This is a genomic window from Pantoea sp. B623, from assembly GCF_024814475.1.
Classification (GTDB): Bacteria; Pseudomonadota; Gammaproteobacteria; order Enterobacterales; family Enterobacteriaceae; genus Pantoea; species Pantoea ananatis.
Genome location: NZ_JANUXM010000004.1, coordinates 3,152,114 through 3,171,534, shown reverse-complemented (window position 1 = coordinate 3,171,534; position 19,421 = coordinate 3,152,114). Strand labels below are relative to the sequence as shown.

General features: G+C 58.4%; 18 protein-coding genes. 3 read left to right on the top strand and 15 right to left on the bottom strand.

From position 1 onward, the window contains the following. Position 1: 1 nt before the first annotated feature. From NXS97_RS16630 to NXS97_RS16565, 14 genes are all read right to left on the bottom strand, one after another. On the bottom strand, positions 2 to 1,090 hold the full coding sequence (locus NXS97_RS16630; protein ID WP_112900435.1) for an MBL fold metallo-hydrolase: 1,089 nt from the start codon (positions 1,088 to 1,090) through the stop codon (positions 2 to 4). After that, on the bottom strand, positions 1,078 to 2,820 hold the full coding sequence (locus NXS97_RS16625; RefSeq protein ID WP_112900436.1) for an iron ABC transporter permease: 1,743 nt from the start codon (positions 2,818 to 2,820) through the stop codon (positions 1,078 to 1,080). Before NXS97_RS16625 ends, NXS97_RS16630 begins: the two co-directional genes overlap by 13 nt. Before the next feature lie 2 nt (positions 2,821 to 2,822). After that, the gene (locus tag NXS97_RS16620) at positions 2,823 to 3,824 is read right to left on the bottom strand and encodes an ABC transporter substrate-binding protein (RefSeq protein WP_029570653.1); all 1,002 of its coding nucleotides are present in this window, start codon (positions 3,822 to 3,824) and stop codon (positions 2,823 to 2,825) included. Between the two features lie 15 nt (positions 3,825 to 3,839). Further along, on the bottom strand, positions 3,840 to 4,907 hold the full coding sequence (locus NXS97_RS16615) for an ABC transporter ATP-binding protein (protein ID WP_014594597.1): 1,068 nt from the start codon (positions 4,905 to 4,907) through the stop codon (positions 3,840 to 3,842). A 74-nt stretch (positions 4,908 to 4,981) separates the two neighbouring features. Next, positions 4,982 to 6,688, bottom strand: a complete 1,707-nt coding sequence (locus NXS97_RS16610) for a lysophospholipid acyltransferase family protein (RefSeq protein WP_013027186.1) — start codon at positions 6,686 to 6,688, stop codon at positions 4,982 to 4,984. 335 nt (positions 6,689 to 7,023) lie between these two features. Beyond that, positions 7,024 to 7,626: a cupin domain-containing protein gene (locus NXS97_RS16605; protein WP_013027187.1), complete on the bottom strand. Its 603-nt coding sequence runs from the start codon at positions 7,624 to 7,626 to the stop codon at positions 7,024 to 7,026. 384 nt (positions 7,627 to 8,010) lie between these two features. Beyond that, positions 8,011 to 8,910 carry an ABC transporter substrate-binding protein gene (locus NXS97_RS16600; protein WP_014594600.1) on the bottom strand — a complete coding sequence of 300 codons (900 nt, stop codon included), beginning with the start codon at positions 8,908 to 8,910 and terminating at the stop codon, positions 8,011 to 8,013. Positions 8,911 to 8,919: 9 nt separating this feature from the next. Then, positions 8,920 to 9,714, bottom strand: a complete 795-nt coding sequence (locus NXS97_RS16595) for an amino acid ABC transporter ATP-binding protein (RefSeq protein WP_014605057.1) — start codon at positions 9,712 to 9,714, stop codon at positions 8,920 to 8,922. After that, complete coding sequence (locus NXS97_RS16590; RefSeq protein ID WP_116220045.1) at positions 9,698 to 10,624, bottom strand: amino acid ABC transporter permease; 927 nt, start codon at positions 10,622 to 10,624, stop codon at positions 9,698 to 9,700. Before NXS97_RS16590 ends, NXS97_RS16595 begins: the two co-directional genes overlap by 17 nt. Positions 10,625 to 10,633: 9 nt before the next feature. Next, on the bottom strand, positions 10,634 to 11,146 hold the full coding sequence (locus NXS97_RS16585) for a GNAT family N-acetyltransferase (protein ID WP_014605056.1): 513 nt from the start codon (positions 11,144 to 11,146) through the stop codon (positions 10,634 to 10,636). 10 nt (positions 11,147 to 11,156) lie between these two features. Next, positions 11,157 to 12,095: an ABC transporter substrate-binding protein gene (locus tag NXS97_RS16580; RefSeq protein WP_116220046.1), complete on the bottom strand. Its 939-nt coding sequence runs from the start codon at positions 12,093 to 12,095 to the stop codon at positions 11,157 to 11,159. An 11-nt stretch (positions 12,096 to 12,106) separates the two neighbouring features. Then, a complete protein-coding gene (locus tag NXS97_RS16575) occupies positions 12,107 to 13,420 on the bottom strand; it encodes an LLM class flavin-dependent oxidoreductase (protein WP_033775233.1) in 1,314 nt (437 codons plus the stop codon). 76 nt (positions 13,421 to 13,496) lie between these two features. Beyond that, complete coding sequence (locus tag NXS97_RS16570; RefSeq protein ID WP_014605053.1) at positions 13,497 to 14,651, bottom strand: amidohydrolase; 1,155 nt, start codon at positions 14,649 to 14,651, stop codon at positions 13,497 to 13,499. A 26-nt stretch (positions 14,652 to 14,677) separates the two neighbouring features. Further along, on the bottom strand, positions 14,678 to 15,679 hold the full coding sequence (locus tag NXS97_RS16565) for an LLM class flavin-dependent oxidoreductase (RefSeq protein ID WP_013027195.1): 1,002 nt from the start codon (positions 15,677 to 15,679) through the stop codon (positions 14,678 to 14,680). A 295-nt stretch (positions 15,680 to 15,974) separates the two neighbouring features. On the opposite strand from NXS97_RS16565, the gene NXS97_RS16560 reads away from it, so the two are divergent. The 3 genes from NXS97_RS16560 (at position 15,975) to NXS97_RS16550 (ending at position 17,993) form a co-directional block, all read left to right on the top strand. After that, positions 15,975 to 16,214 (top strand): hypothetical protein, encoded by a 240-nt coding sequence (locus tag NXS97_RS16560; protein ID WP_022623165.1) that lies wholly within the window; start codon positions 15,975 to 15,977, stop codon positions 16,212 to 16,214. A 53-nt stretch (positions 16,215 to 16,267) separates the two neighbouring features. Then, the gene (locus NXS97_RS16555; protein WP_013027197.1) at positions 16,268 to 17,434 is read left to right on the top strand and encodes an amidohydrolase; all 1,167 of its coding nucleotides are present in this window, start codon (positions 16,268 to 16,270) and stop codon (positions 17,432 to 17,434) included. A 76-nt stretch (positions 17,435 to 17,510) separates the two neighbouring features. After that, entirely contained in the window at positions 17,511 to 17,993 is a 483-nt protein-coding gene (locus NXS97_RS16550) for a YlaC family protein (protein ID WP_014594608.1), read from the top strand. Here the strand turns inward: NXS97_RS16550 and NXS97_RS16545 are convergent. Continuing rightward, positions 17,990 to 19,393 (bottom strand): PLP-dependent aminotransferase family protein, encoded by a 1,404-nt coding sequence (locus NXS97_RS16545; protein WP_116220088.1) that lies wholly within the window; start codon positions 19,391 to 19,393, stop codon positions 17,990 to 17,992. The two genes, NXS97_RS16550 and NXS97_RS16545, sit on opposite strands and share 4 nt — an antisense overlap. Between the last annotated feature and the right edge of the window lie 28 nt (positions 19,394 to 19,421).

Sequence of the window (19,421 nt, the reverse complement as noted above, 5' to 3'; positions counted from 1 at the left end):
ATCAGGCAAAGCTTTCCCAGCGGGATGACAGCGTAAAGTGACGCTGCCAGCTGAGCGTGGCAGACGCGCGGGCGATTAACTGCTGGCACAATGCCGGCTCGACAAAAGCGGGAATGACCTGGTCCGCTCCGCTGTGTTTGATCAACGCCAGTTGATCGTCCAGCGGGGGATGGACATTCCAGGGCAACCACTGCGCTGAGCCGTTTTGTAGCATCGCGAAGGCCCGCGTGCCGCGAGCGACATGACTGCTAAAAATCAGGTTGAACTCGGGCCGCTGGCTCAGCAAGGCGGCCAGGCCGCTGTCCGCCACCGCATCGGCCGCGACGATAACGCTGTCAGGTCGCCATTGCGCAGGCGTCGGCTCACGCAGCAACGGCAGCAACGCCAGCGCCGTGGCGGCCGGCAGCGCATTTTGCGCCAGCAGCTGTGACACGTCTTCCCGCACCTGCGGGCACAGCACCACCGGCAACCCTTTTGCTCGTAGCCGCAGTGCCATCTCCGGGCCTCTGCCGTGCAACGGCGCCGTGACCACCGCCCCGTGGCGGGCAGCCTGTATCAGCGCGTCAACCTGCTGATTAAGCCGCTGATGACGGTCGCCGTAAGAGGCATCGGTAATCAACCAGCGCGCCCGTGGTGGTCGGTCAAAAGGCAGCAGCAGTGATTCGCGACTCCAGTCGCCCATATAGGTGATGCCGCCCGCGACCGGCAGGTGAAACCAGACGGATCCTGGTGAGTGGCCGCTCCGGCCGGTAAACAGATTAAGCGGGCCAACCGCGCACTGCCCGCGTAAGGGCAATGCGTGCCGCGATCGCCCAGGTACTGGGCACTCTCCCAACTGCTGCCAGGTCAGCTCCGTGGCGTAAACCGGCGGCGATCCCAACGCCTGCCAGCTGTCGAGTGCACCTGTATGGTCTCCATCAGAATGGGTCAGACAGATGGCATCGACGTGCCCCGTGACCGTTAAATCCGGCCTTACGCCGGGCTCCGGCCCCGCGCCCAGATCCCACAACAGGCGGTATCCCTGAATCTCAAGCAGGAAAGCGGCGGGCAACTTTCCCCCCACGCCGCTCACCACGGTCAGGCTTGCCATGGCAATACTCCCTGCGGCAGCGCGCGCGTCAGGCGCGTCGCCAGCAACATCAAGGTCAGAACAACCAGAATCATCAGGCATCCTACGGCGGCAGCCAGCGGTGCAGAGCCGCCCTCATCAAGAAAGATAATGGTTGGCCCAAGGGTTTGCGTATCGGAGGTCACCAGCAGCACCGAGACCTGAATTTCGTTCAGCGCGGTCAGAAAGACCAACAGGCTTCCCGCCAGCGCAGACGGCGCCGCCAGCGGCAGTAAAATATCGCCCATGCGGCGCAGAAACCCCGCTCCACACAGACGCGCGGCCTCATCCAGCGAGGGGTCAATTTGTGCGAAGCCCGCCAGCGTGGGGCGCAAGACTAAGGCCAGGAAGTTGGACAGATAGGCGGCGAGAATGATCCAGACCGTGCCGTAAATCGAGACCGCCAGCAGAGGAAGCGGCGGCAGAAAAAACAGGATTGCCGCCACACCTGTCACGATACCGGGCAGCGCATAAGTCAGCTCGCTGGCAAACCACAGGCCGCGCACCAGTCGCGTGCGTCGCCAGCTCAGGAAGAAAGCCAGAAACAGCGCCATGACCGTGAGCATCAGCGTCGCCAGCGAGGTGAGCCACAGGCTGGTCGCGAAAGCATGGCGTATTGCGGGATAGCCCCACAGCGCCTGATAAAAGTTTTCCAGCGTCAGGGTCTGCCACGTCAAGGCCTGACCAAAGCCGCGCGTCAGCGCACTGGTCAGCAGCGCGCTGACCGGCATGATGAGCGTAGCCGCCATCCACAGCCAGGCCATCACCTCCGTGGGCAGCCGCGCGCCGTTAAGCGGTTGCTGAAACGGGCGCGGCGAGCCACTCACGCGAACATCACGCCGTCCGCCCAGCCAGCCGCTCAGCATCATGCCGGTTAAGGTGATCAGCGCAATCAGCAAAGAATAGACGGCCGTATCCGGCAGCGCACCGGGGCCAATGGCGTTAAGTTGCTGATAGACCAGCGTAATTAAGGTCGGCAGGCGTGCCGGAATGCCCAGCATCGCCTGAATACCAAAATTACCCACGCTTGCCACAAATGCCAGCGCTGCGCCCGCGAAGATGGCGGGACGCGCCAGCGGTAAAATAATGGTGCGCAGGATTTGCCCGTGCGAAGCGCCGCTAATCTGCGCGGCTTCCACCAGTTCTGCCGGTAAACGGCGAAACCCGGCACGCACCGTCAGGAACACCAGCGGCGCATTGTGCAGGCCCAGCAGCAGCACGATTCCGCCCCATGAATAGAGCGGTTGTTCACCCGGCGCGAACCAGGGTAAACCCAGCAGCTGAAACAGCGATGCCAGCAGGCTGCCTGGCGCCAGCGCCTGCAGCCAGGCAAGTGCAGTCACCTGTGGCGGAATCATCAGGGGTAAGATAAAGGCGAAGACCCAGGCTGCTTTAGCGCGCATATCGCTCAGCGCAACCAGCCAGGCGGCGAGCGTGCCAAGCAACAGCGACAACAGGGTGGCGCTCAGCCCGATGCTTAAGGTCGTTAACGTGGCGCTGAGTACCCGGCGGCTGATCAACAGCTGCGTCAGCCGTGTCAAATCCGGTACGCCCTGCGGGGCTATCGCTGTCCAGATCAGCCGGGTAAAAGGCGCCACGGACAGCAGCCCGATCGTCAGCACCAGCAGCCCTAGCACCCAAGGTTCAGCGCGAAAACGCCAGCGTGTGCGATGCACCCGGCGAGGCTGACAGTCGTTACTCAGCACGCTCATTCTCAGCCACCGAACAGCGCGGTAAACTGTTCCCGCACCTGCGCATCATCGGCCACCGCCTTCTCCACGTCCGGGGTCAGCAGTTTGATCTGGTCTACCGGAACAAAGCCTTCAGGCGCGGCAATGCGGTCATCGACCGGCCGGTTACCCTGCTGAACCACCAGTTTCTGTCCCGGCTCTGACAGCAGAAAATCCACAAAGGCTTTCGCGGCAGGCAGGTTATGCACCGATTTCATAATGGCGACGGGTTCCGTGACGTAAGACACGCCCTCTTCGGGATAGACCAGGTCGATGGGCGATCCCTGCTTTTTGGCCCGGATAATGTCGGCATCGGTAATCACACCATATTTATCCAGTCCACTCGCTACGGCTTTTAACGCAGGTCCGTTACCGCCCTGCGGCGCGATGCCCAGCGCCGCCAGCTGTTTATAGAAGTTCCAGCCGATGTCAGGCGTCGTGATATCCGTGTGCAGCTTATACAAGGCAGCCCCGGAGTAAAGCGGACTGGGCATGGCTATTTGCCCTTTGTTGTCCGCGTTTAGCAGGGCTTTCCAGCTGTTAACGGGTTTAGCGCGCTGCGTGTTGTAGGCAATCACGGTGGCGATAATTTTGGTGCCAAAAAAGGTTTTATCCCGGTCATAAAAGGCGGGTTTCAGGTGATCGACGGGCGCATCCTGATACGCATAGAGCTGCTTCTCTTTCTTCAGTGCGCCAAGGTTGATGGCGTCGGCAACCAACAGCACGTCGGGCTTCACCTTGCCGCTCATCATTTCCGTGTGCAGCACGTTCATTAACTGCGTGGTGCCGTTGCGCGTCCATTCCACCTGAATACCGGGATAGGCCGCTTTGAACGCGTCCATAGTTTGCTGCGCAATTTCCGGTGCCTGCGAGGTGTAGACCACCAGCGTGCCGGAAGGCTTATCTGCCGCCTGTGCCAGCGTGGGGCCTGCCAGCGCAGCCGTGAAGAGCAGAGATGTAACCGAGGTAAGCATGAGTTTTTTCATACTGTCTGAAGTCCTTTATGCGGGAAGAATCCAGCCGTCAGTCACGGCAATATTTACGGTGTCGTTAACCCTGAGAGCAGAGACATCGTCAAGGGCCAGCGTGATGGAAACCTCAGGCTCTGCCTGTGGAGACAGATGGATATCGTAATGTCCGCCGCGGTAAATCAGGCGTTCAACCCTGGCGGTGAAATGGCCGGTTTCGTCAGCCGCCAGGCGAAAACTGGCCCGATGAAAGCTGGCTTTACCCTGCGGCAAGGCTGTCTGATGCGCGGCACAGCGCAACCGCATCCGTGTACCAAACAGCATCACCGATGCCTGGCCCTGGCCTGTCGGTTCAATCTCTTTTACCGGCAGCACGCGCCCCTCATCAATAAAGGTGGCGACCATCTCATTAGCGGGCTCACGCCACAGGGTTTGTGGTGAAGCAAACTGCATGACCTGCCCCGCATTCAGCACCACAACGCGATCGGCGAGCGCCATCGCTTCGCGCTGATCGTGGGTGATATAAATTAAGGTGGCCCCGCTGTGACGGTGAAAACGGCGAAACTCCTCTTCCATGGCGGCACGCAAATGCACGTCAAGGTTAGCCAGAGGTTCGTCAAGCAGGACCAGCCGAGGCTTTGCCACCAGGCAGCGGGCCAGGGCTACGCGTTGACGCTGACCGCCGGACAGATCGGCCGGGCGGCGATCGGCAAAGGCCAGCAGGTCGACCAGCGCCAGGGCCTGCCGGATACGTTCTTCCCGATCGGCACGGTTTACGCCGCTGACTTTCAGGCTATAGCCTACGTTTTCAGCCACCGTCATATGCGGCCACAGCGCGTAGTTTTGAAACACCACGCCAAGATCGCGGTTTTCGGGAGGCAGATGAAAATCCGGGGAGGCAAACAACGTGTCGTCCACCCAGATCTCGCCGCGATCCAGCGTTTCAAATCCGGCGATTAACCTGAGTAAGGTCGTTTTGCCGCAGCCGGAGGGGCCCAGCACGGCGATAAACTCACCCTGCTGGATCTCCAGCGAGACCGCCTCAAGGACCGGCTGCGCCGCGAAGGCTTTATTCAGCCCGGAGAGTGAAATTGCGGCCATGTTGATGTCGCCTTTGCCGTGTACGTTTTGTGCAAGACGTTACGACAGTTTGATGACAGGACCGTGACACCGGGCTACTTCGGCAGATGGACCGCCACGTAGCGCTCGTAGCGCGATGGCTTGATTTTGGTTAAATCCGCCAAAACCAGCCCATCAATACAGTTGTTGAAGTCCGGGTCGCTGCCGAAATCAATAAACTGCACCCCGCCTGGCTCATAGACTTCGCAATACTGTTTGTAGAGCGTGGGGATGGCGACGCCGAGGTTACTGAGCAGCTGTTTCAGCCGCTGAAGATCCTCTTTGTAATCATTGCCGCTAAACTGGGCCAGTACGGCAGGCAGAGAGGCCGGATAAGGACAGCGCGAGGTCGCCAGCGGAAAGTCCGTTGGGAAATAGATCCGATAGAACGCGACCAGCAAATCGCGCGCCGCCAGCGGCATAGTGCCAGAGATGGAAACCGGTCCGAACAGATAGCGCACCTCAGGATATCTGGCCACGTAAGCCCCGATGCCAAGCCAGAGATAGTCCAGCCCGCGTTTACCCCAGTAGGCGGGCTGAATAAAGCTGCGGCCCAGTTCAATGCCCTGACGAAGAATAGGGATCATGCGTTCGTCGTAATGGAACAGGCTGTGACTGTAGAGGCCTTCCATGCCGCGTCGTTCCAGCTGTTCGCCACCGGGGATAAACCGGTAAGCCCCCACGATTTCCAGCTCTGCGTCGTCCCACAGAATCAGGTGATAGTAGTCATCATCGTAGCTGTCGAGATCCCGTCGGCGACCGCTGCCCTCACCGACTGCACGAAAGGCAATCTCACGCAGCCGTCCCAGTTCACGCAGTATCGGCACCCAGGTCGCCCCGTTACGCCGCCACAGATAGATCTTCTTGCCGTCAGGCGTATTGCCCAGCAACTCGCTTTGCAGCAGAGCCTTTTTCAGTTCGGCACGATCTTCCGCCAGCGCGATGGCGGATTCTGTCTGGAAGAGCCCTTTTTTGCCCTGCCCCAGGCGGTAAACATGTTTTCGCACGCGCTTTGCCAGCTCTTTGCCGGGCGTATGGCCATCGTGCCAGTGCGCGAAGGGGATCTGCGCGCCGATACGCAGTTTGATGCGCATCCCGCGTTGTTTAAACATTTCACGCACCAGCATCAGCATCGCCACGGACGGTGCGACTTTCGCGGTGGCATAGAACAGTGAGCTGTTTCGACCTTCGACATGCACCGGTACCAGCGGCGCGCGCGCTTTCGCGGCCAGGCGCAGAAAGCTGTGATGCCATTCGCGATCGCGCACGCCGGCGCTGGTCAGGCGGGACACTTCGCCCGCCGGGAAGATAATCAGGACGCCCTGATTGCTCAGGTGCTGTTGCATGTGCTGCAGCTGCTGGCGGTTGGTGCGGTTACCGATATTGTCGACGGGTAACATCAGGCTGTTGAGAGGTTCCAGCAGCATAATTAGCCGGTTCGCCACGATTTTCACGTCGCGGCGAACCTGAGATATCGCATGCAGTAACGCCATGCCGTCGATGGTACCCAGTGGATGGTTCGCCACGATCACCACCGGTCCGTGCGATGGGATCTGCTCCAAATCGCGTTCGCTGAGTTCGCAACGGACGTCAAGATGTTCCAGTACCTGCTCGACCATATCCAGCCCTTTCAGGTGGGGATAGCGCGCGGCAAAGCGCTGGAATTCATCTTCACGTAGAATCCACTTCAATATCCGTTTCTGCCAGTTGGCAGGACGCTGGTTCGGCCAGAAACGTTCAATGACCTGATCGACTGAAAACATAGTTAACCTTTCGTGCCTGTCCCGGAGATACAGCGAAAGTAAGTCGCATTGTTTGCACTTTTATGAATTACGGCAGGTCGGCAGGCAAATTTGTTGGCGCGGTCAGCGGCACATGAGCGCCTAAACAGGTTTTCATCAGGAAAAACAGCAGGATAAGACAGGATATTTCGCCGGCTCGGTGCGGCGCCGGGATATGAAAAATCTTAATACTGGTTGCTATAAAGGCGCTAACGTCTCCTGGCCGCCTCTCAGTAGGAGGCAGCGGGGCCGGTTGCCGCTGCCAAACCTCTGCAGCCACGTCTTCATCCCTTTTGGGCAGCCGGTCCCTGTGCGCGCTACGGGTTGTGCATCATGGCGGCAACCGGGGTCCAGATCTCGGTCATCGCACCCGCTTTACCCGTAAAGGGATCCCGTTTTGGCAACGGGACTTTTTTCACTTTTTCCTGGGACAGTTTGAGCTGGCCGATTTCATCGCGCAGAATTTCAGGCTTCAGCCCTTCAGGATAGGCACCTACCGCCAGGAAATCTTCGCTGGCGGAAACCTGTCGATGCCCGACACCCGCAGGGATCAGCACGGCATCCCCTGCCCGCAGGGTAATCATGCGGCCACTGTCGCCCCCAAACAGCACTTCCGCCCAGCCTTCAGCGACGCCAAGAAGCTCATGCGTATTAGGATGGTAGTGCATATAGGGAAACAACTGATCGCGCCAGTCAGGCGGCCAGCCATTTTTTTCAAAGGTTTCCTCGAACCAGGTGGCGATATTCTCTTCGTCCTCCGGCACCACGCGTGGCCAGATAATCAGCGGCAGCGGATTGTTTGGTACGCCGGCAGACGGGCTGGCGAACATCAAATGTTGTGGGTTATTTGATGCCCCAGCTGAAAATGTGCCTGCTGCGAAAGACATCAGCAACATCAGACTGGAAGTTTGGGCAGTCATACAATGTCTCCTTTTTTTCTTTAGTGTGACAAAGGTCGCAGGGTTGGAATGTGCGCTATACATCACAATTTACATAATCACTCTAACTCGCTAACCAAAGCCAAATTAGTTGTTAACAATATCTCCTTAACCCGCTAAGTCTTTTTTATCTGGTAGGATTAATCTGTAAACGGTGCGGCGGCCATCGTTGCCCGCTGAACCGCCCGCTTTTTTGCCGCCGTCAGCGCGAAGATGAAGACCAATACCGCCAGAAAATGACGGGCCGATGACACCGCCCCGATCTGCTGCGCGGGCTGTTGCAAGGAAATAAAAAAACCCGCCAGAGCTGACGGGTCGGTGCACGTTCATGGGCCTTAACGGAAGCGCCTGGCTGGCTCGTTTTACTCAGTAAATAATCCCGGGTGGATTAACCATCGAATGGGTAATCGCCTCATCCTGCTCGCCCCAGCGTTGTAACACCTGGCGATACTGCCCGCCGGCAATAGTGCCATCCAGCGCGGTTTGCAGCGCCGCGGCCAGGCCATTGCCTTTTTTCGTGGTCACCGCTACCCAGGCGCGGTAGGGCCCCTCGCCGACTAATTTCGTCTGGCCGCGTGACGCCACCTTCCAGGCCGCCACGGCGTGCGGACCAAACATCGCATCTGCCCGCCCTGAAAGCAGATACAGCGTGGCCGAGGCATCGTCGGTCAGGTAAATCGGCGTGACCGGTGGCAATCCTTTCGCCCGGTTCTGTGCGTCCCAACTGAGTAAAATACGTTCCTGATTGGTGCCGGAGGCCACGATGATGCGTTTGCCCGCCACGTCTGGCGGAGAAGTTATCGCGCTGATCGGACTGTCCGCCTTGACGGCAAAGGCGTGGTTATCGGCCCGATAGGTCGCAAAATCAAACTTCTTTTTCCGCTCTTCGGTCACCGCGATATTAAACATGGCCACGTCATAGCGCCCGGCACTGATCCCCAGCGGCCAGTCCTCCCAAGAAGCCGGTACCAGTTTAAGTTTCAGCCCGAGGCTGTCCGCCAGCAGGCGGGCAATATCCGGATCGCTGCCAATGCGGGTCACGTTATCCGCCGCCAGCAGCGCCAGCGGCGGTGAGTGAGTGGCTGAAGTCGCTACCGTTAACGTGCCGGGCTCAACAAAATGAAAATCCGCCGGAATTTTTTTAACCGCCTCAGGGTTCACCGGCGCGTGAATCGGCTGTTCATTTCGGGCGACATCCGGTTTTTCCTCGGCAAAAACCGCGCCGCTCACCAGCAGCGCGCACAGCGTCACACAGGCATATCTCATTCTGGCCCCTTAGAGTACGCGCGCCAGAAAGCGGCGCGTTCTCTCATGTCGTGGGTGGTTTAACACCTGGCTACTGCTGCCCTGCTCGACAATTTTTCCGTCCACCATAAACACCACGTTGTCAGCTACCTCGCGGGCAAATCCCACTTCGTGTGTCACGATGACCAGCGTGGTGCCCGATCGGGCCAGCTTTTTTATCACGTCCAGCACTTCGCCGACCAGTTCCGGATCCAGCGCCGAGGTTGGCTCATCAAACAGCATCACCCGGGGTTGCAGCATCAAAGCCCGGGCAATGGCAATGCGCTGCTGCTGCCCGCCAGAGAGATGCCGGGGCCACGCATCGGCCTTATGACGCAGGCCGACGATATCCAGTAGCTCACCGGCACGGATTATCGCTTCACGCTTCGAGAGCTGACGGTGCGCGATGGGCGCTTCGATTAAATTTTGCAGTACCGTAAGATGGGGAAACAGATTGAAGTTCTGAAAGACATAGCCCACGTTAATGCGCTGACGCAGAATCGCCCGCTCCTTCAGCTCATATAGCCTGTCACCCCGACGCTGATAACCAATGTAATCGCCGTCAATCTGGATAAACCCTTCATCCACGCGTTCCAGGTGGTTAATGGTGCGCAGCAGCGTCGATTTTCCCGATCCTGATGGCCCCAGAATCACCGTAACGGAACCGGGTGCCAGATCCAGCGAGACGTTGTCCAGCGCCTTGAGCCTGCCGAAACGTTTGCTGACGCCGGTAATGCTGATGGCTCCGGTGGTAGGGGATAAATGGTAATCAATGGCTTCGGACATGGCCGATCTCCTCAACAGGATTAAGCGGTGCGACGCGAGTGCGCCATTGTCGCCAGCGCGACGGTTGGGGTTCACGGCTGACGCTGCGAGCCAGCCAGCGCTCAACGCTGTGCTGAATCACTGACAGGACGGTGGTGATAATCAGATACCAGGCCGCGCCGACCATCAGTAACGGGATCACTTCCTGGTTGCGGTTGTAGATCATCTGGATGGTGTAAAACAGTTCCGGCATCGCCAGCACATAGACCATCGCCGTGCCCTTCGAGAGGCTGATAATCTCGTTAAATGCCGTCGGAATAATGGTGCGTAACGCCTGAGGCAGAATGATGCGAAAGGTGCGACGCGACGCGGACAGCCCGAGGGCGGAAGCCGCTTCCACCTGACCATGATCGACACCCAGAAAGCCGCCGCGAATGATCTCTGCACTGTAGGCTGCCTGTACCAGCGTCAGACCAATCACCGCCGCGGGAAACTGGCCCAGCACATTGATGGTCTGAAAATGGCCCCATGACAGCGAGGTAAAAGGCACGCCAAGAGAGAGCGTGTCGTAGAGATAGGAGAAGTTGTAGAGAATGATCAGCACCACGATCAGCGGCAGCGATCGAAACAGCCAGATGTATCCCCATGCCAGGCTGCTTAACAGCCGGGACGACGAGAGCCGCGCCAGCGCCAGTACGCCACCGAACAGCAGGCTGAACACCGTGCCCAGCAGGGTCAACAGCAGCGTTTGCCCCAGGCCATGTAAAATTACCGGATCAAAGAACCAGCGGGCAAACACGCCCCATTCCCAGCGTGGATTAAACGCTACCGACTGCACCACGCCCGCCAGGATAAACAGCGCTACCACGGCGCCCAGGGTGCGGGCGGGATAGCGGGCAGGCACCACATGAAGTTGTTGTTGATGACGCATGCTCGCTCCTTAACTTGCCTGCGCAACGCTGTGCACGTCGATGACTTTGATGAAGCGTAAGCGTCCATCGTGCGGTGGCTGTCCGAAACGCTCCAGATCGCCACTCAGATCGAACTGCGGCTCATAGCCGTGGCCGGTATATAAGCGCACCGCCTCGGGCTGGCGGAAACCGGTGGTCAGAAACAGGCGCTGATAACCGGCGCGCAGCGCCCGTCGCTCCAGCTCTTTTAGCACCACCAGCGCCAGCCCCTGACGGCGCAGGTCGCCACGCGTCCAGATGCGCTTCAGCTCTGCCGTGTGCGCGTCGTAAGGTTTATACGCGCCCATGGCGATAATCTCGCCGTCGCGCTCCAGCACAATAAATAAGCCGTGCGGCGGCAGATACCATTCGGCCTGCTCCTGTTCCTGATGGCGGCTGAAATAATCGCCATAGCGGGCCGCATATTCACCGAATAAACCGGTCAGGATGGGCACCAGCTCCGGCGCATCCGGTGACAGCTCGCGGAATTGCAGTTCACTCATCATGCGCTCCTTAGTCACCCAGACCCGGTGGATTAATCTCGGAATGGTCGATGCGTTCAACGCCCTCGCCCCAGCGATCCAGCACCTTCTGATAGTCACCATTTTGAATGACGCCGTTCAGGGCGGTGCTGATCGGTTCAGCTAACCCACTGCCTTTTTTTACCGTGACGGCAATGTGCGCGGCTTTCGGCCAGCCCCCATCAACGCTGCCGACCAGGCGGGTTTTGCCGTTGAGCGCGGCTTTCCAGGCACCGATCACGTTAGGGCCAAAGTACGCATCCGCTCGTCCGGCCTGCAGCGCCAGCGTCTGGGCGGCGTCATCTTTGGTGTAAATCGGCGTGAAAGGCTTAAGGCCCCTGGCCTGATTTTCTTTATCCCAGGCGAGTAAAATCGCCTCCTGATTGGTTCCAGAACCCACAATGATGCGCAGTCCGGCAATATCCTCGGCTTTAGTCAGCGACTGGATTGGGCTGCTGGTTTTGACGTAAAACCCCAGCGAGTCTTTACGGTAGGTCGCAAAATCAAACTTCTCTTTGCGCGCCTTCGTCACGGTGATGTTGGTAATGGCGGCATCATATTTTCCCGAGGCCACGCCGAGCGGCCAGTCTTCCCAGGAGGCCGGCACCACGTTGAGCCTCAGCCCCAGGCTGTCGGCCACCAGCCTGGCGATATCGACTTCGCTACCCAGCAGCGTTTTATTGTCATCCGAAAAAACAGTGAGCGGCGGGGAATTCAGCGCCGCTACCGCCACGGTCAACGCGCCCGGTACGGCAAAATGATAGTTGGCGGGCAGCTGCGCCACCGCGCTGGCATTTTTCAGCGTGTGGATCGGGGCTTTGTTGGCCTCAAGACTGACGCGCTGGCCATTTACGGCGACACTGGTGCTTTCCGCCAGGCTGCCACCGCTGACGCTAAGCATCAGCAAGGCGATAAAACTCGTTTTATGCATAGCAAAGGCTCTTATTGTGAGGTGAATTGATTAACCGGCTGTGGCAAGGCAAAGCTGTCACGCAGCGTTCGGCCCGGGTAGTCACGTCGCGCTAACCCGCGCGCCTGCAAGACGGGCACCACCTGGTCAACAAAACGCTCAAAGGTATCAGGCGTACCGCCGTTGATGATGAAACCGTCTGCCGCCTGGCTTTCAAACCACAGTTGCAGGCCGTCGGCGACCAGCTCCGGTGTGCCATGAAACAGCGGACGTGGCGTGGCCGCTTCCAGCGCCGCCTGACGCAGCGTGTGCCCCTGCTCGCGGGCTTTGCGTTTAATCTCGTCGGTGGTACTGCGGAAACTGTTCTGGCCGATTTCACCGAGATCGGGAAAAGGCGCATCGAGTGGATACTGTGAAAAATCATGATGGTCGAAGAAGCGACCGAGATAGTTGAGCGCATCCTGGATGGAAACCAGCGCGGCGGTGGTTTGATATTGCTGCTCCACCTCCTCTGCATCTCTGCCGACAATCACGCTTACGCCCTGAAAAATATGCAGATCCTGTGGCTGACGGCCGTTTTTCACCAATTGCGCTTTAACATCCCGGTAAAAAGCCTGAGCTTCTTCTCGCGTTGGCTGATGCGTAAAAATGGCATCGGCATGACGCGCCGCCAGCTTTTTGCCGTCCTCCGAGGCACCTGCCTGAAAAATGACCGGTCGGCCCTGCGGCGTGCGGGAAATATTGAGCGGTCCCTGCACCTGAAAGAAGTCGCCATGATGGTTAAGCGTGTGCAGCTTCGCGGGATCGAAAAACTGACCACTCTCTTTATTGCGAACAAAGGCATCCTGTTCCCATGAATCCCACAGCCCTTTCACCACCTGCAGATATTCGTCGGCAATACGGTAACGCAAGGCATGTTCCGGGTGCTGCTGGCGAGAAAAGTTCTTCGCCGACCCTTCCAGCGGAGAAGTGACCACGTTCCAGCCCGCACGTCCGCCGCTCAGGTGATCCAGGCTGGCGAACTGGCGCGCCACGGTAAAGGGCTCGCTATATGAGGTGGAGACGGTGCCTACCAGCCCCAGATGTTCGGTGACGCCAGCCAGAGCCGACAGCAGCGTTAAGGGTTCGAACCGGTTCAGAAAGTGGGGAATCGATTTTTCGTTGATAAATAAGCCGTCGGCGACAAACAGAAAATCCAGTTTGCCCTGCTCCGCTTTACGCGCGATTTTTTTCGCGTAGTCAAGGTTAATGCTGGCATCTGCCTGGGCTGCCGGGTGGCGCCAGGCCGACATGTTTCCAGAGGCGCCATGCAGAATGGTACCCAGTCGAAGCTGTCTTGTGGTCATGATGTGCTCTCTTTTGTGCATCAGGATGCCAGGCAGCTGTCCGGGACAGCCACACAGGCACTTCAGGCGGTTGAAATCAATTCAGGGCGGGTTCACGACATCGGTCGTGAAGATGGTGCAATGCCTGCCGGGCGAGTTGCGCAAAATAGTGAGCGGCAGGCGCTATCGAAGATTCGTCGGGGGTGAAACCGGCATGATGCAGGCCAAAGTCGCTGGCGCTGCCAATGCTGACAAACGCGCCCGGCACCTGCTGGAGGTAGAAGGCGAAATCTTCCCCACCCAGGTGTAGATCGGCAGTCTGAACCTGATAGCCTACCTGGCGAGCCACCTCACTGCTGAACTGCGCCCAGTTCGCGTCGTTAACCAGTACGGGCGGTCCGGCATGCCAGTGCAGACTGGCCTGAGCGCCATTCGCCAGGGCGATGTTCTCCACCAGCGTGCGAACACGTTTTTCCAGTTCCGCCCGTAGTTGCAGATCGTGGGTGCGGGCCGTACCGCCAAACTCCACCGTTTCCGGCAGCACGTTCCAGGTCTTGCCGCCGTCAACGCGGGTGATACTGAGTACCAGGCTATCGAGCGCATTAAAGCTGCGACTGGTCAGCGCCTGCAGTGCCTGAATGATCTGGCTGGCGACCACGATGGCATCAACGCCCTGCTCGGGATGCGCAGCGTGCGCGCCCTTACCTGTCACGTGGATAACAAACTTGTCGGCATTGGCATAAAACGCCCCGCCACGCGTGGCGAAGGTCCCGCTCGGCAAGCCTGGCTCGTTATGCATGCCAAAAATGGCCTGTACCTGATCCAGCACGCCAGCCTGAATAAACTGCCTGGCACCGCACGCAATCTCTTCGGCTGGCTGAAATAAAATACGCACCCGTCCACGAAGCTGATGTTGCTGAGCCTGCAGTTCGAGCGCCGCCCCAAGCATCACGGCACTGTGTAAATCGTGGCCGCAGGCGTGCATGACTCCCGGCTGGCGAGAGTGAAAACTGACGCCGCTGGCCTCGTGGATAGGCAGCGCATCAATATCGGCACGCAGTGCAATCAGGTTTTCACCGCTGCCGATTTCCGCGACCACGCCGGTTTCCAGTGGATAATCCAGCAAGCGAATGCCGGCATTCTGAAGCCACTGGCGTAACCGCGCGGTCGTCGCAAACTCCTGGCCGGAGAGTTCAGGCCAGGTATGTAATTCACGTCGCCATTCAATTAACTGTGCTTCGTTCAGACTCATGGTTTACCTCGGCTAACACATCGTGCTCAGGCGGCGACCCACTGATGGGTGGCCAGTAGCTCCAGCGATCGGTAACGCGCGCGGGGATCGGCAATCGGCGTGTCGATAACAAACTCGTCAATGCTGAAGTTGCGCTGCAGGGCCTCCAGTTGGGCGTGGACCTGTGAAGCGGTGCCTTTCAACAGGGACGGCGTACGAGGCTCAATCAGGTAGTCCGTAAAGCCGCCCTGACGAACATAACGCTCCGCCTGTTCCAGGCTGGCGACGTTCACGCCTGGCCCGTTTTTGACCTGCACGTGAAAATGCCTGAGATCGGCCACCAGCAGCTCGGCCTCGGCGGGCGAGTCAGCTACGACCACCTGCACCGCCACCAGCGCCCGTTTGCCCTGAGCCTGTTGTGAATAGGCCCGCAGAGATCGCGCCAGAAGCTGACGATCGCCGTTGATATGCGCGGCAAACACGAACTGCCAGCCCAGCCGGGCCGCCAGCCGTGCACTCTCTTCGCTCCCGCCTAACAGAAAACGCTGTGCCGGACGGGCCGGTAACGGCGTCGCGCGCACGGCTTCGTCCTCGTCCCGCGGTCCTGTCTCAGGCTTCAGCCAGCTGTCCAGTTGCGTAAGCTGTTCGTCAAAACTGCCCTTTTCGTCCTGATGGACCCCAAGCTGCAGTGCCCGAGTTGAAAGCGGCAGGCCTCCCGGTGCTTTACCGATGCCCAGATCGATCCTTCCCGGCGCCAGCGACGCCAGTAAATTAAAGTTTTCTGCCACTTTGTAGGGGCTGTAGTGCTGCAGCATCACCCCGCCAGAGCCGATACGAATATGTTGAGTTTGCGCCACCAGCCAGGCGATCAACACCTCAGGTGACGGGCTCGCCAGCTGCTCAATATTGTGGTGTTCAGCCAGCCAAAAGCGGTGATAGCCCCATTTTTCAGCCTGTTTCGCCAGCTGCAACGTGCGCTGGAGCGACGCCGCCGGTGTTTCACCTTCCGCTACGGGGGCTTTGTCTAACAGACTTAACTGATATGCCATTCACCTGTCCTCACTCATTTCCGTTATGGGCCAGTGTGGCGATGAGGATATATTTCGTAAAACAATAAATATGAGAATATGAAGTTAAAAAACGGCAATAGAATTTAAATAATAAAGTAATCAACCGAGGAGATTATTATTTCCGCGCGTAAAACATGATCGCGGAGAAGAGTAAAAAATCGCTCAATCACCATTTGCGTATTTTAACTAAGCTTTGATTAATTCCTTATTTTATCCGCGAAAGATCTCGCCTGATGATGATTCATCAAACTCACGATCTCAGGGCAAAAAAAGCATGGCAAAATTCAGCATGTTATTACACCGTCTCTTTTCAGGTAAACAGGGTTCAGACTGCCAGCACAGCGCAGTAAAAGCGCAGACGGCGCGGGCGGGCTCAGCCTCTGACAGCGCGTTATCCCCCCGCCATCATGTGTCGCGAGATAATAATCAACCTGCCGGTGTGCCGGTTTTATTTACCCATGAAAACGCCCCGACGTTATTACGCGATTACCCCTGGCAACCGAATCATCTTTAATCACCCGTCAGCAGCCTCAGATAAGGCGTTGGCCTGTTTAAATAAGGAGACTCATGACGTCATTATTAACGGAACAGCTGGTGCAGTGGCGTCGGGAATTGCACCAGCATCCCGAACTCTCTCATCAGGAGTTTGCCACCACGGAACGTATTACACGCTGGTTAAAGCAGGGTGACATTCGTTTGCTGCCCCTGCCGTTGAAGACCGGCGTGGTGGCGGAAATCGGCCAGGGAGAACCGTTGATCGCCTTTCGCGCCGACATTGATGCCCTTCCCATCGATGAAGGGGTGAACGTACCCTGGCAATCCCAGCGGTCAGGCGTAATGCACGCCTGCGGGCACGATATTCATACCGCGGTGATGCTCGGCGTGGCACATCAGCTTAAGCAACGCGAAGCCACGCTGCCGGGCCGCGTGCGGCTTCTTTTTCAGCCCGCAGAAGAGACGTTTGAAGGGGCCAGCCAGCTGCTTGCCGCAGGCGCGCTGAACGGCGTAAAGGCCATCTTCGGCATGCATAACGCGCCCGATTTGCCGCTGGGCACGCTGCGAACCCGGCCAGGCGCGTTTTACGCCAACGTTGACCGCTTTACGATTCGGGTGCACGGCAAGGGCGCCCATGCCGCACGGCCTCAGGAGGGGATTGACGCTATCGTCATTGCAAGCCACATCGTCACCGCCCTACAGACGCTGCCTGCGCGGGTGTTTAGCGCTCTGGACACAGTCGTTTTGAGCGTCACGCGTTTTACGGCGGGGAACACCTGGAATGTCCTCCCGCAGCAGGTAGAGCTGGAAGGCACGGTCCGCACCCATAATGCAGCGCTACGTCAGCAGATACCTGAGCGTATGACCACGCTGATTCAGGGCCTCGCAGCAGGCTTCGGCGCGCGGGCAGAACTGGAGTGGATAGCAGGGCCGCCTGCCCTGATCAATACGCCAGAATGGGCAGAGGTTGCGCTGGACCAGGCCGCCCAAAGCGGCTATTGCGCGGAAGAGGCTGCAACGCCGCTGATGGGCGGGGAAGATTTTGCTTTTTATCTGCAGCAGGTACCGGGCGCCTTTGTGAATATCGGCAGTGCCAGCGCGTTTGGCCTGCATCATCCAGCTTTTAATCCCGATGAGGCACTGTTGCGGCCTGCTGTCGACTATTTCACCCAGTTGGCACCGCGCGCCCTGAACATCGTGGCGGCACAGTCCGTGCGTGAAAGCGAAACTGTTATATAAAAAATGGCGTCATCTGTGTCTGAACGGCTTGACTGTTATCTGTTCTAATTGCTATCAGTTGAAAGTGAGGGGAACGATGGACGCCATTAAACAGATCTTGATCGACGAAATTAATACGCTCAACCGTGAAGAACGCCGCGATAACCTGCCGCGTTTCAGCTTCTCTTTTTTGAAAAAGCATCCCGGGCTGTGGGCGGTGATGTACCTGTGCTACGGCCTGTGCGTGGCTCTGATTTTTTCCACTGAGATGCTGGGCTGGCCGGCGTTTTGGTTTGCCACCGCTTTTGTGCTGGTGATGAGCTTTCTGATGTTGCTGGACATCAATCCCAAATACCGCTTCGAAGATATCGATGCGCTGGACCTGCGGGTTTGCTACAACGGCGAATGGTATTACGTGCAGCCGGTGCCTGAACAGGCGGTCTCGCGCATTATGTCTTTACCAGATGCGCCAGAGCGCGTGAAAACAGGGATTGATCGTTTGCTGAAACAGAAAGGCGAAGTGGACTTTTACGACGTTTACTACCTGACATGGGGACATCGCCAGGCCGCGCAGGTTTAATCGCCGGCCATTTCCGCCATAATTTCACCCAGCGTAACGACTGCCGCCTCGGCCCGTGAATCCCAGGGCCAGGCGGTATTGAGCCGGAAACAGTGGCTGAACTGTTCACCTGCAGCAAACATCTGCCCCGGCGCAATACTGATGCCTTTCGCCAGCGCCCGCTGGTAAAGCTGCGTGGTGTTGATGCTGTCCGGCAGCGTGACCCACAAAAAATATCCCCCCGCCGCGTCACTCACCGTTGACTGCGCAGGCAGAACCTTTATCAGTGCCTGGCGGGCCAGCTGCTGGCGCTTGACCAGACTTTGCCGCAGCCGTTTCAGATGATTATCGTAGCGGCGGGTTGCCAGAAAATCGGCCAGCGCCAGCTGCATCGGTGCGCTGGTAGAAAGCGTGCTCATCAGTTGCAGACGTTGGATGCGCTGTGCATGCTGACCTGCCGCCACCCAACCCACCCGAAATCCCGCCACCAGTGATTTTGAAAATGATCCACAGTGCAGCACGTTGCCCTCGCGGTCCCAGGCTTTGGCCGGCAGGGGCGGTGCGCGTTCGTCCCACAGCTCTGCGTACACATCGTCTTCAATAAGCGGCACCTGATGACGGGCCAGTAACGCCACCAGCTGCTGTTTACGCGCGGGCGTCAAGGTAACGCCTAACGGATTTTGCAGGGTCGTCATCAGCCAGCAGGCCTTCACCGGCCAGCGCTGAAGCGCATCCTCAAGCTGCTGTAAATCAATGCCGTTCTGGGCATCGCTCGGAATAGCCAGCGCCTTGAGCTTAAGCCGTTCAATCGCCTGGAGTGCGCCATAAAAGCTGGGCTGCTCAATCACGACATAGTCGCCGGGTTCGGTCAGGGACTGCAGACTGAGGTTCAGCGCCTCCAGCGCACCGCTGGTGATGACGATTTCATCGGGCGATAAGGTCATGCCCTGGCGGGCGTAGCGCTGGGCCAGCAGCTGGCGCAGCGTCGCATTGCCAGGCGGCAGGTTATGTAACGCATCGGTAGGCGTCAGCTGGTGGGAAACGTTCGCCAGCGAGCGCATAAGCAGGCGCTGGGGAAACAAAGCCGGATCGGGAAACGCTGAACCAAACGGCACGATGGCCGGATCGCGCGTGGCCTGCAGGATGTCGAAGACAAAGTCGTTGATATCTACCCGCTCGCTAATGGCCACGCTGAGCGGCGCGGCCGCCAGCGCCCGCGGCGCCACGTAATAGCCGGACTGCGGACGCGAGACGATCCATCCCTGACTTTCCAGCAATTCATAGGCATGCAGCACGGTCATCAGGCTCACCCCCTGCCGGGCGACCTGCTGGCGCAGCGAAGGCAGTCGGGTGCCTGGGGGCCAGATACCGGCTTCTATTTGCTGCTGAATGTCGTCCATTAATCGCTGATATTTCGCCACGGCATGTTGCTCCTGATGCTGAGGCGTC

Coding starts and splice junctions, on each gene's coding strand:
- NXS97_RS16570 (WP_014605053.1), bottom strand. CDS start 14,651: ATGAGTCTGAACGAAGCACAGTTAATTGAATGGCGACGTGAATTACAT.
- NXS97_RS16620 (WP_029570653.1), bottom strand. CDS start 3,824: ATGAAAAAACTCATGCTTACCTCGGTTACATCTCTGCTCTTCACGGCT.
- NXS97_RS16550 (WP_014594608.1), top strand. CDS start 17,511: ATGGACGCCATTAAACAGATCTTGATCGACGAAATTAATACGCTCAAC.
- NXS97_RS16600 (WP_014594600.1), bottom strand. CDS start 8,910: ATGAGATATGCCTGTGTGACGCTGTGCGCGCTGCTGGTGAGCGGCGCG.
- NXS97_RS16595 (WP_014605057.1), bottom strand. CDS start 9,714: ATGTCCGAAGCCATTGATTACCATTTATCCCCTACCACCGGAGCCATC.
- NXS97_RS16575 (WP_033775233.1), bottom strand. CDS start 13,420: ATGACCACAAGACAGCTTCGACTGGGTACCATTCTGCATGGCGCCTCT.
- NXS97_RS16590 (WP_116220045.1), bottom strand. CDS start 10,624: ATGCGTCATCAACAACAACTTCATGTGGTGCCTGCCCGCTATCCCGCC.
- NXS97_RS16610 (WP_013027186.1), bottom strand. CDS start 6,688: ATGTTTTCAGTCGATCAGGTCATTGAACGTTTCTGGCCGAACCAGCGT.
- NXS97_RS16630 (WP_112900435.1), bottom strand. CDS start 1,090: ATGGCAAGCCTGACCGTGGTGAGCGGCGTGGGGGGAAAGTTGCCCGCC.
- NXS97_RS16580 (WP_116220046.1), bottom strand. CDS start 12,095: ATGCATAAAACGAGTTTTATCGCCTTGCTGATGCTTAGCGTCAGCGGT.
- NXS97_RS16605 (WP_013027187.1), bottom strand. CDS start 7,626: ATGACTGCCCAAACTTCCAGTCTGATGTTGCTGATGTCTTTCGCAGCA.
- NXS97_RS16585 (WP_014605056.1), bottom strand. CDS start 11,146: ATGAGTGAACTGCAATTCCGCGAGCTGTCACCGGATGCGCCGGAGCTG.
- NXS97_RS16560 (WP_022623165.1), top strand. CDS start 15,975: ATGGCAAAATTCAGCATGTTATTACACCGTCTCTTTTCAGGTAAACAG.
- NXS97_RS16625 (WP_112900436.1), bottom strand. CDS start 2,820: ATGAGCGTGCTGAGTAACGACTGTCAGCCTCGCCGGGTGCATCGCACA.
- NXS97_RS16555 (WP_013027197.1), top strand. CDS start 16,268: ATGACGTCATTATTAACGGAACAGCTGGTGCAGTGGCGTCGGGAATTG.
- NXS97_RS16565 (WP_013027195.1), bottom strand. CDS start 15,679: ATGGCATATCAGTTAAGTCTGTTAGACAAAGCCCCCGTAGCGGAAGGT.
- NXS97_RS16615 (WP_014594597.1), bottom strand. CDS start 4,907: ATGGCCGCAATTTCACTCTCCGGGCTGAATAAAGCCTTCGCGGCGCAG.